General features: G+C 48.4%; 11 protein-coding genes. All 11 read right to left on the reverse strand.

The window, feature by feature from the left end; all coding sequences use genetic code 11:
• Positions 1-164 precede the first annotated feature (164 nt).
• Entirely contained in the window at positions 165-572 is a 408-nt protein-coding gene (locus M4I42_RS15235; RefSeq protein WP_268852936.1) for a TIGR03826 family flagellar region protein, read from the reverse strand.
• A gap of 14 nt (positions 573-586) precedes the next feature.
• A complete protein-coding gene (locus M4I42_RS15240) occupies positions 587-1024 on the reverse strand; it encodes a YaaR family protein (protein WP_268852937.1) in 438 nt (145 codons plus the stop codon).
• Between the two features lie 81 nt (positions 1025-1105).
• The gene (locus tag M4I42_RS15245) at positions 1106-2935 is read right to left on the reverse strand and encodes a flagellin N-terminal helical domain-containing protein (protein ID WP_268852938.1); all 1830 of its coding nucleotides are present in this window, start codon (positions 2933-2935) and stop codon (positions 1106-1108) included.
• Positions 2936-2957: 22 nt separating this feature from the next.
• Positions 2958-3383 (reverse strand): flagellar export chaperone FliS, encoded by a 426-nt coding sequence (fliS, locus tag M4I42_RS15250; RefSeq protein ID WP_268852939.1) that lies wholly within the window; start codon positions 3381-3383, stop codon positions 2958-2960.
• A gap of 61 nt (positions 3384-3444) precedes the next feature.
• A complete protein-coding gene (locus M4I42_RS15255) occupies positions 3445-3732 on the reverse strand; it encodes an EscU/YscU/HrcU family type III secretion system export apparatus switch protein (RefSeq protein WP_268852940.1) in 288 nt (95 codons plus the stop codon).
• Positions 3729-6557 (reverse strand): hypothetical protein, encoded by a 2829-nt coding sequence (locus tag M4I42_RS15260; RefSeq protein WP_268852941.1) that lies wholly within the window; start codon positions 6555-6557, stop codon positions 3729-3731. The genes M4I42_RS15255 and M4I42_RS15260 overlap by 4 nt, the downstream gene beginning before the upstream one ends.
• A 90-nt stretch (positions 6558-6647) precedes the next feature.
• Positions 6648-7355, reverse strand: coding sequence for a ComF family protein (locus M4I42_RS15265; RefSeq protein ID WP_268852942.1), 708 nt, complete (start codon positions 7353-7355; stop codon positions 6648-6650).
• Positions 7352-8848 (reverse strand): DEAD/DEAH box helicase, encoded by a 1497-nt coding sequence (locus M4I42_RS15270; RefSeq protein WP_268852943.1) that lies wholly within the window; start codon positions 8846-8848, stop codon positions 7352-7354. Before M4I42_RS15270 ends, M4I42_RS15265 begins: the two co-directional genes overlap by 4 nt.
• 107 nt (positions 8849-8955) lie before the next feature.
• Entirely contained in the window at positions 8956-9795 is an 840-nt protein-coding gene (locus tag M4I42_RS15275) for a DegV family protein (protein WP_268852944.1), read from the reverse strand.
• A 102-nt stretch (positions 9796-9897) separates the two neighbouring features.
• The gene (locus tag M4I42_RS15280; RefSeq protein WP_268852945.1) at positions 9898-10578 is read right to left on the reverse strand and encodes a response regulator; all 681 of its coding nucleotides are present in this window, start codon (positions 10576-10578) and stop codon (positions 9898-9900) included.
• A 34-nt stretch (positions 10579-10612) separates the two neighbouring features.
• The coding region (locus tag M4I42_RS15285) for a sensor histidine kinase (protein WP_328284631.1) at positions 10613-10784 on the reverse strand (172 nt) is incomplete at its 5' end.

The following is a 10784-nucleotide window of genomic DNA, read 5'->3' on the forward strand; positions in this document are numbered from 1 at the left end:
CACCGTGTCATGACATCTATAACGTAGGCTCTGTTTCAAGCCTTGGTCTGGTCAACATGGGGCTTACAAGCCCATGACTTTAGTCATTGGGTTGTTGACCTCGCTTTCTTCAGTTGTACGCGCAAACGTATCTATTTTTTATATCGGCAAAAAGGCTGTAATGTTTAGTTTTCGTCTTTTTTTGTGTAATACGTCATCCGCTGGTTGTCAATTTGCCGTTGTTTTTCTTCTTCGAGTTTTTGTAGCTGTTGCTGAAGTCCTTGGTTGCACTCCAAACAAAGCCGCCCTTCGCGAATAATCTTGCCGCACTTGTCACAAGGATAGCCAAGGTTCGGAAATTGAACGAGCTGAAGCCGGCCTTTTTTAATCCATTTGATGATGAGCGTTTCGTCCACTTCGGTGGCAGCGACGACTTGCGCAAGCGTCGCTGTACGATTTTCCCGCTTTCGTAAAAAGTTATACACTTTTTCGAACAATTTTTCTTCTTCCTTATAGCATATTTCGCATATATCGCGAAATTGGTTTTTGACAAACAGACGGCCGCATTTTGGGCAGTTATCTAATTGTGCCATTTTGCTCCCCTTCTTTACGTATAAATGTTAATAATCAATCCTTGGATTTCTCCAATAAGTCCTAATAAATCGAGACCTTTTTGTTCTTTTTGCAGTACGGCGTTCGTTAAATCAATTAGTTTTTTATCGACTTCTTTGACGATTTTATAAATTCTCGTGCGCCCACCGCGGCTAAAGCCGCGCTGCTCCTCCAGCTGCAAGCCATTTTTGACGGCGTCATCGAGAAATTGTTTGACGAGTTTTTTATATTTTTTCAAATCTTCGATTGTTTGTGATTCCGCTAATTTTTTTCCTTGCGCTTCGATTTCTTTGACTTGTTGTTGGATGCGCTCAAAGACGATATCGTTTCGCTTTTTCGCCATCACTTCGGTAAACGAAACCGATTCGGTCGGTTTTTCTTCTTTTCGGCTGACGTTTGTGGCATTCGCCTTCGTCACTTTTTGCACTTCCATGAAGATCACCTCGTTACGATCATTATCGCACATCTACAAAAAAAGGGCGAGGTCGCTTTGACCTAACCCTGTGAAAAAACATTAGCTTTTTAACAATTGCAAAATTCCTTGCGGCAGCTGGTTTGACTGCGCAAGCATCGCCTGTGCCGCTTGGTTTAAAATATTGTTCTTCGTAAACTCCGTCATCTCCATCGCCATATCTGTATCGCGGATACGGGATTCAGATGATGTTAAGTTTTCATTCGCTGTTTTTAAGTTATTGATGGTATGCTCGAGGCGGTTTTGGTAAGCACCGAGTTTGCCTCGCTCTTCGGACACTTTGCGGATCGCTTCGTCAATAACTGAAATCGCTGCACGAGCAACTTGAGCAGAAGAAGAAACATCGATTCCTGCTTCAGCGTTTACGCCAACGGTAAGAATGGTTGTATGGTCAGCCGCGCGAGCTAATCCTAAACTCGCCGCGTCCATAACCCCTAAAGTAAATCCAAGTGTTTCGGATTCGTTTGCTCCAATTTGCATTTCGAGCGTTAATTCCTTCCCTTTATTAGCCTCAAAATCACTATCGACAATTTGAATTTCAAGACCATTTGCCGAACCAAAGGCACCGCCATCATCTGTGCGGTCAGTCGAAAGAACAAGAGAACTTCCTACTACTGTATGCGAGCTCAATGCCCCAACCGGATTGTTAGTTGTATCTGCTTTTGCATCAGAAAGTACTTGCTTGATGTCTTGTAATACTTGAAATACATCTTTTCCACTTACATTAATTGTTGCTGTGCCTTGTGTGCCCGCCCATGTATAGTTGCTAGCAGTAGAATCGCTAAATGTAATTGTTAAATTATCAATCTTTAGTGTATCGCCATTTTTCGGTGGTTCAGCAAACGTGATTGTAAATGACTCAGAAGCTAGCGCTTGGTCTTTAGCCTTCAACGTTGTTACAGGAGTCGTTAAGTCTACAGGATCTAAGTATGTTACATTAGATGAAAAGGATGTTGATACAGAAATTGTCGACGCATCTTTCGGGGACATATTATTTACAGTTTTTAAAATTAAACGTCCGTTCGTTAATGCTGATCCGTCAGTAGAAACATCTGGATCTGTCACGTCAATTTTCTGTATATTAGTACCAAATGTTTGAGAGTCTCTTGCTTCGATAGCTGTTTTTAGTGCCGATAGTAAATTATTCACATTTGTCATTTTATCAGCATCAGTAGTTGGAGAGTCAGTCCACGTTACATTGACCGCAATATTTCCTGTATTCGACAAACCATTCGGCGTTGCGAGGTTTGTTACATCAATCTCATAAACTTTACCATTGATAGTAAATGTTTTACCATCAATATTAGCTTGGGATTCCGCGCCAAGAGCCGCCGCGATATCTAAAACAACTTCAGCTGGCTCTGTCGGAGCAGCCGTTACAACACCTTCCCACGTTCCATTTCCTGCATAGCTCACTTTTGAAGAATTCACTTCCGCAAACGCTTTTCCTTTTGGTGAGCCACTAAATAAAAGTTTTTGGTTAAACTGGGTTGTATCGGCAATACGGTCGATTTCTTTTGTAAGTTGATCCACTTCCGCCTGAATGGCCGCGCGGTCACTAGGCTCAAGAGTGTCGTTAGAAGCCTGCACCGCCAGTTCTCTCATGCGCTGAAGGATGCTGTGTACTTCGTTCAGCGCTCCCTCCGCCGTTTGAATCAATGAGATCGCGTCTAGGGCGTTGCGTTCCGCCATTTGTAGCCCGCGAATTTGCGAGCGCATTTTTTCGGAGATCGCCAAACCTGCAGCGTCGTCTGCCGCACGGTTAATGCGCAAGCCGGATGAAAGTTTTTCTAAGTTTTTCGACGCGTTCAGTTGGTTCGTCGCTAAGTTGCGGTAAGCGTTTAGCGCTTGAATATTGTGGTTAATTCTCATCGAATCGTTCGCTCCTTTTCTCTTATTGTTCGTACGTCGTCACAAACTTCTCGTACGCCGCTGCTTTTTGCATAAACGCTTTTTGCACTGGCTTTGGTTCTTTTTTCATCGCTTCGTTCCACGCGCGGGCGATTTCGTTAGCAATTGTCAACACTTCCTGCATCATCCCGACATCTTTTTTTACGTTTGCGTCAATAAGCCGTTCCGCCATATAATTGTAAAGCGCATCGAGCTGGTGGGCGACAATGCCAGCATCATATTTTAACCCAACACCAAGGCGGCGTAAAATGTCGTTTGCTTTTTGCAGCCGCTTGTTTGCGCGGACATAGTCGCCTTGCTTTGTGCTTGCAATCGCTTCTTCCAAGCTTTCGAGCAATCCTTCATAAAGCAGTGCGGTCAATTGCTGCGGCGTCTTTTTATATACCGCTTCTTCGGTGAGGAATTCCACACACCCACTCCCCTTTTTCGCCATTTCCCTACTTTATTTATCGTCACATTTTTTCCATTGTTTAATAGTTTCGTTCCATTTTTTCAATTAAAATTAAAATTTCGGCAATGACCGCATACAGCTGCGGCGGAACGCTATCCCCAAGGTCAAGATCAAGCAAATGTTGAACAAGGGAAACGTCCTGTTCCATCGGCACGTTATGTTCTTTCGCCAATGCAATAATTTTCTCTGCCACGTAGCCGCGCCCATGAGCGACGACCGTTGGTGCTTTATCGCCTTGCTCGTAACGAATAACCGCCGCTGCTGGCCCGTTCACTTCCTTTTTTCGCTTTTGATTAAAATACATCATATCGTGAAATCATATCCTTTCTCCGTCCATGTCGCCCGCTTTTGCACCGGCTCCGTCGCTGTTTTCTCTCGTTCGACAAACGTCGTAAACTGGACGTTGCCGATGCGATAGCCGATCGCTTCCAATTTTTCTTTTGCCGCCTCGACGAGCGGGCGCATTTTTTCGGCAAAATCTTCGCGGTTGTTGCGAAATGTTACCGACAACGTCCGTTCGTTCGCACTCAACAGCACGCCGACATCACCAAGTTTGTTCGTTTCCAACAAAAAGTACAAGCTGCAGTTTTCCCAATCAATTCGCTTGCCGTCATTTCGCGCATTGACGTACACTTTGACGTCTTTTACTTCTTTTTGCAATAAAAGCGGAAGCGCAAAAAAGAGCGTCTGCATCGCACTGCCTTGGTCGCCTTTGTTTAGTAGCTGCTGGCCGGTTAAATGAGTCACCGCTTGCTCCGCTTGTTTCGCAACCGCTTCGTTACCGGTCTGCGCCAATTTCGTTAACCATCCTTTTAACGATGCTTCCGCCTCTTCTCGCTTTGCTTCTCCTAATACGAGCGCGTTCGCCATGTCAGCCTCGTACGTTAACCCCATCCGGCGAATCGTGTCAAATACATGACGGGCAGACGACTCCGGCTGGACGATTTTGTTCCATTCCGAAAGCAGCGCTTGTTCTGGCGTTTCTTGTTTATCGGCTGCGATAAAATGTTTTACTTTCGTATCCGCCGGTTTAAATTGCAATTGTTCGAGCACGTTTTTTACTTCTTTCGCAATTTTTTGCGCATCGCTTATTTGCCCTTTTTCTAAAAGCTTTTTCGCTTCCGCAAGCTGCGAGCTTGCTTGTAGCAGCTTTTTTTCTAACGACATATCAGCAAATAACATCACATCGCTTTTTAAAATCGTTTGGTCAAGCTGTTTAATCGTCGTCTCTAGTAGCTGCTTCGCTTGCGGCCTAGCGGCTTGTTGGTATTGACTAATGAGCAAGTCCGTTGCACTTAAGTTGCGCATCATATCACGCTTTACTTGTTGGAAATGATGCGTTGCTTCCGCCATGCGCTTCGTTACGGTTTGCACGATAATATCTTTCGTCGGAAGTTGAAACGCCGCTTGCCACTCGACAGCAGGTGCGGAAGTTGGCAGCGTTTGTTCGACCTGTTGCAAGGCGTGTAACAATGTTTGTCGCGCCGCCATTTCCCGCCCATCTTCCGCGAGCTGTTTCGCTGTCGCAACCGCCGCTGTAATCATTTGTTGGGCATCGGAATGACGATGAAGCGCCGGAATCGTTTCCGTTTGAATCGTTTTCAACACCGATTGGATATTCGCTTCCCGCTGCACCACTTTCATCGCTTGCGCAACGATGAAAGATGCGGGACGAACTTGTCCGTCTAATTCGGAAAGCGCCGTTGAAAGCTGTTCTTGCTGGACGTGAAGCGCCTGTTTGAGTTGCTGTAAAACGGTCGGATTTTCCACTAGCGGATAAAGCTGATCGATCGCATCCGAAAGCGAAAGCGTTCCTTGTTGCAAGCGAGAAACGATGGCTTGTTGTCGCTGAACGTTTTGCGCAATGCTCGCCTCCTCAGTAGCTGATTGCTGCTGTGACATCTGCACCGCTTGCAACAGCTGCTCTTTCGCTTGCTGGACGGTTTGTTCCACGCGGGAAAGCGCAGCTGTTAACGCGTTTACGTCCGCCTCGCGAACGGACGGCAAGATCGTTGTCTTTATTTGCTGCACCGCCTCTTCGACGTTACGGGCAGCGCGAACAATTTGCTTCGCTTCTGCGACCGCCTGTTGAAGAGAGAGCGTTGGCTTTTCTTCCCCGTTCCGACTCACCTCTTTATTTTCCGCTTCCGCTAACGCCTGTAGCAGTCGCGTTTTTGCCGATAACGGCTGGCCTGAACGATACAACTCCTCCACTTCAGCGAACGCTTCCCCGAGCACTTGGCGCACGGTTTCATTTCCTTTGGCAATCGAAAGCGCTTTGGCTACAATCGGCTCTCGTTCCACTTGCCGACGCACAAGGCGGAGCGCTTCGCTTGCTGGGGCTTGTTCATTGATTGGCGATTCTTTCCGTTCCGCTGCCATCAGCGCTTGCAACACGCGGCTGCGCGCGAGCGGCTCGTTACCGCTTTCTTTGAAACGAACCGCTTCCTGTACCGCGTTTGCGAGCGATTTATCGCCATTTTCTTCCGCATATTGTTTCAGTTGTTCCATGACACGATCGATATTCGGTTCGTGTTGCACTTGTATGCGCAATTCCGCCAAAGACATCGAGCGCTCCTCAGTCATTGGAGTAAAAGAAAAATTCGCATCGATCGCCTGAACGATTTCGCTTAGCGACGCACTGAGCGGACGCCCGTGCAACGCCTCATGCACCGCTTTCAACTGCGCCACCGTCATCTCGAGCTTTTTACTTGCGGTCACTTGAATCGTTTCGAGCTTTTGCTCGACCGTTCCCGTTCCTTCCGTTAAAAACGTCCGCAACGACGCAAGCAGCTCCGCTGTCAGCGGCAGTTGCTTTGCGGTGACGAGTTGTGCCGCTTGACGCAATTCAGACGTTTCAAAAGAAGGAGGCGCTATCGTTGACTGCGTAATGACAACCCTTCCTTCGACAATTTCCCCTTGTTGTCCGGTAATTTGCACCGATAGACGCCCAACTGACGGTACATCTCCTTCAAAGCGAAACCGAACATCGACGCCGCGCAACTGAACGATCGCTTCGCTGTCGCTCACCTTTTCTTTCACTACCGCTTCGTATACTTCCCCTGCTTTTAACGCGAATGTTGCGGTTGGCGTTGGCCACGGCTGCGGTTGCCCATATCCCCGTATTTCCATTGGCACCATCTCCGTTCTACATCGTTCTATTTTTTATATCGACCAATCACCAACGGTTTTGAATGGGAGATTGTTCCCATCGAACGTCCATTAGGCACGGGCGAGCGTAAAAGAAGACACATCGCGCATCCCAGCTTGCTTCAATAGACGCGCGGCGTGATAAACCGTCGAACCGGTCGTGTAAAGATCGTCAACGAGAACACATTGGTCGCACCGCCACTCCCCCGTACGCAAACGAAACTGTACCGTCCGCAGCCGCTCCAGCCGCGTTTTTTGCGACTGCTTTTCGGAATCGATGCGCTCAAGCACGTCCGCGATCGGAAGAGATAGCAACTCCGCAAGCGCCCTTGCTTGATTAAACCCGCGTTCGTACAAACGCTCACGGCTCAACGGAATCGGAACGAGAACGACGTCCGATGAAAAGTGGCGGAAAAATTCGCGGCAAAAATCAGCGCGAAACGCTTCGACAAGCGCGTAATCGCCGCGAAATTTCCAGCGCGTCACAACGTCTTTCATCCACTCATCGTATACATAAACCGACCGATTTTTCGTCAATACATCGCACCACTCGTCGGCTTGTTGCCAGCGAAGGCAGTCGGTGCATAACTCGCCGTGGCGGTACGAATCCGCTACTAGCGAAAACGGCCGATCGCAATGGCAGCACCGTTCGCCATCAAGCAGCGAAAACGAACGACGGCACACATCGCACAATACGTCCGCTTGCTTCACCGTTAAAAAATCGCTCCAACCTAGCTTCGGCACGTACCGTTGCTGGCAAAGCAAACAATAGACGTTCATCGCCGCAACAGCCCCCTTTCTTCCGCTTCACGATTCATGCGCATAATATGCCGCTTCGCCTTCACCATCGCTCTCGTTTTTCCGAAGTGAAAAAAACGAACGTCCCCGCTCGGATATTGGGCGCTGCGCCCCACTCTTCCAGCGATTTGCACGAGCGCTCCTTCCGTAAATACATCATCTTCTGCCCCAAGCACTGCGACATCGATATTCGGAACGGTCACCCCTCGCTCTAAAATGGTCGTCGTCACTAAAAGCGGAATGTTCCCTTCGCGAAACGATTGCACTTTTTCTTTGCGCGCTTTATCTTCCGCATGCACGCCTGCAATGCGCCCATCCAACGTTTGTAACATCGCCGCCACTCGCTCTACTAATTCAACGTGCGGCACAAACAAAAACGCTTGTTTCCCTTCGCTCAACCGTCGCTCTACCCAGGTGAGTACATTGCTTGGCAACGTGCCTCGTTTCACTTTTTTGCGCCAATTGCCGCACCATTCGAACGAAGGAACCGGAAGCGGATAGCCGTGGTAACGCGCGGGGATCGTGACAGCGGCTCGTTTGTTCTGCTTGATTTCTCGCTGCCAGTTTTCTGAGGGAGTAGCGGTTAAATAGAGGAGAGTGGACGTTTCCGTGCGCGCTTTTTCCGCCGCATATGCAAGCATCGGCTCGGCCGAATACGGAAACGCATCGACTTCATCAATAATCATGACATCAAACGCGCGGTAAAATCGCAACAGCTGATGAGTAGTGGCGATGACGAGCGACGCTTGCTTATTCCGTTCTTCGCTACCGCTGTATAAAGCGATCGTCGGGACCGATGGAAATGCTCGTTTTAGGCGCGGCGCTAATTCGAGCACGACATCCGTTCTTGGCGTGGCAAGGCAAACGCGCTTGCCTAATTCTAGCGCTCGGTTAATGCCAGGAAACAGCAATTCTGTTTTTCCTGCGCCGCATACCGCCCAAACAAGCAGCTCCGTGCTATGCTCGATCGCCCGAACGACCGCTTCAGACGCCTGTTGTTGCGCTGGTGAAAGCGTCCCCGTCCACGCAAGCGGCTGACGGTAAACGGAGCGTTCGGACGGAACGGTACAGACGACGAGCAGTGTGCATTCGCTCACTCGCCCCATCGTAATGCATTTCCGGCAATATGTGCATACCGTTTCGCAACGGGCGCAAAAAAAGGCGGCAAATAAATGCGGCTTGTCGTTGCCACACCGCATACAACGGTACCCTTGATCGGTCTGAACGATGCCTTTTTGATACGATAAATACCCATGTTCATAATGCGCTTGAATTTGTTCGAGCGGAAATGGAAGTTCATCGAGAAGAAGTTGCTTTCCATCAAGAAAAGCAAGCAATTCAGCAGAAAAAGGAAAGTGGGGGTCTTGGTCATAAATAGGCAGCTCGTGAACGCGGCTTACGGGGATCGCTTCGCTTTCACCGCCTCGCCAAAGCGGTTGCGGCCGCCATTTCCCTCCGTCATACACAAAACGCATTGTATCCCTCCGTTTTAATGCCTAGCCCCGCCAAGCGTTACGGAGCGAAGCTAGGCAGCAATGCCAAAAATAGTGAAAAAAGCTTCACGCCTAAAGACGATGGCTCATTATGGCCGATACCACGTCATCCCTAACGCCCCTTCGCCTAAATGCGTGCCGATGACCGGACCGAAATAGCTGATCGTAAAATCGACGTTCGGGTACAGCGCAGACAATTCTTGTTTCCACGCTTCCGCTTCCTTTCGGCGGTTCGCGTGAATGATCGCTGCTCTTAGCGGAATGCCGAGTGCTACGTCTTCCGCGAGCAACTCTTCGATTCGTTTCATCGCTTTTTTGCGCGTGCGCACTTTTTCAAACGGCACGATCACTTTGTTTTCAAAATGCAATAACGGCTTGACTTGCAAGAGGCTGCCGATGAACGCTTGCGCTCCGCTTAAGCGCCCGCCGCGTTGCAAATGGATTAAATCATCGACCATAAAATACGCGCGCAGCGATTGTTTCATTTCCTCTAACCGAGCAATAATGGCTTCCGGGCGTTTTCCATCAAGCGCCATCTGAGCGGCTTCGATGACGTAAAATCCTTGCGCCATGCAGCTAATTTCTGAATCGTACGGATAGACGGGAATGTCTACCATCGTTCCCGCCGTCACGGCCCCTTGATACGTGCCGCTAATGCCGCTCGATAAATGGATGCTAATGATGGCATCGTATTCGTTCCGTAACGACTCAAACAGCTCGACGAATGCGCCGGTCGACGGCTGCGATGTCGTCGGGAGATGTTTATGCTGCCTCACTTCTGCGAAAAACTGCTCGGCGTTGAGATCGACTTCTTCTCGGTATGTTTCGTTGCCAAACGTCACACTTAACGGAATCATATGAATATGCAACGATTCACGCACTTCTTTCGGAATATATGCCGTACTATCCGTCACAATCGCTGTTTTCATCGTTCGTACCTTCCTCGTCCCATAGTATTTCTTCATTATATTGTAGCGGAAAATATGGCAAATTGCATTAAAAAAGGCCGTCGAATCATTCGACAACCTTCGTTAACGCACTTCGACCCAGCCGTTTTTAATCGCCACAACAACTGCCTGCGTCCGGTCGCTGACGTTTAGTTTTTGCAAAATGTTGCTGACGTGGTTTTTCACCGTCTTCTCACTAATAAACAACGCTTCTCCGATGCCGCGGTTGCTTTTGCCGTCCGCTAATAGCTGCAGCACTTCACATTCGCGGCGCGTTAATAAGTGCAACGGCAAACATACTTCACGCTTCGCCGGCTCTTCTTTTTCGCTTCCACCGGAAGCGATGCGCCGATATTCTTTAATTAAATTATGCGTCACGCGCGGATGCAAATACGAACCGCCATCGGCCACCACTTTTACCGCTTCGACTAACGTATCCGCATCCATATCTTTCAATAAATATCCAGAGGCGCCACTTTTTAACGAGTGCATCACATAATTTTCGTCATCATGGATCGAGAGAACGACGACTTTCGTATTAGGATACGTATCAATCAACTGGCGCGTTGCTTCCACTCCGTTCGTATGCGGCATATTAATATCCATAATGACAATATCCGGGCGGTATTTTTCAACGAGTGCGAGTGCCTCGCTGCCATCCGCCCCTTCTGCTACTACTTCAAATTGTTCTTCAAATTGCAAAATCCGCTTGACTCCTTCGCGAAATAGTCGATGGTCATCAATAATGACGATGCGCGTTTTCATCGTTCGTTCCTCCCTTTCCTTATTCCAGTTGCTTCTACATATTGAGCGGAATTTGAATAAAAATAGTCGTACCGACGCCGATTTGCGAGCGAATGTTCATCGTTCCTTCCAGCAGATCGACTCGTTCTTTCATGCCGATCAATCCGAAAGCATGTTCTTTTTTCTCGGTCGTATCAAATCCTTTTCCGTTATCTTTCACTAATAAA

It is taken from the genome of Anoxybacillus sp. J5B_2022 (assembly GCF_026847645.1).
Lineage (GTDB): Bacteria > Bacillota > Bacilli > Bacillales > Anoxybacillaceae > Anoxybacteroides.